Consider the following 495-nt stretch of genomic DNA (forward strand, 5'->3'; position numbering starts at 1 on the left):
AGGTGGTGGAGGGTGTGTTGGGTGGCGGTGGTGAGGATGGGGTCGGGGCCGATTTCGAGGAAGATGCCTGTATCTGGGGCGATGTGGGTGATGGCGGGGTGGAAGTGGACGGGTTGGCGGATGTGCTGGGCCCAGTAGTCGGGGGTGGTGATGTCGGTGTCGGCGGGTTGGCCGGTGAGGTTGCTGATGAGGGGGATGGTGGGTGGGTGGTAGGTCAGTCCGGTGATGGCGTTGGTGAATGGTGTGAGGATGGGGTCCATCAGGGGGGAGTGGAAGGCGTGGCTGACGCTGAGCGTCCGGGTCTTGCGGCCGCGTTCCGCCCATGCCTCACTGATGCCGGTCACCAGTTCCTCGGGCCCTGAGATCACCGTATTGCCAGGGGTGTTCAGGGCGGCGATGCTGACTTGTCCGTCGGTTTGGGCGAGGTCGTCGGTGAGTTCGTCGGGGGTGGCGGCGATGGTGGCCATGGCTCCGCCGGTGGGGAGTTGGCCCATG

Annotated in this window: 1 protein-coding gene; it reads right to left on the reverse strand. The window is 65.9% G+C overall.

Features of this window, described 5'->3' with window-relative positions; all coding sequences use genetic code 11:
• On the reverse strand, positions 1–467 hold a 467-nt coding region (locus JK363_RS41615; protein ID WP_236076602.1), incomplete at its 3' end, for an acyltransferase domain-containing protein.
• Between the last annotated feature and the right edge of the window lie 28 nt (positions 468–495).

Origin of the sequence: Streptomyces coffeae, assembly GCF_016741875.1 — a bacterium.
In the GTDB taxonomy this organism is placed as follows: domain Bacteria; phylum Actinomycetota; class Actinomycetes; order Streptomycetales; family Streptomycetaceae; genus Streptomyces; species Streptomyces coffeae.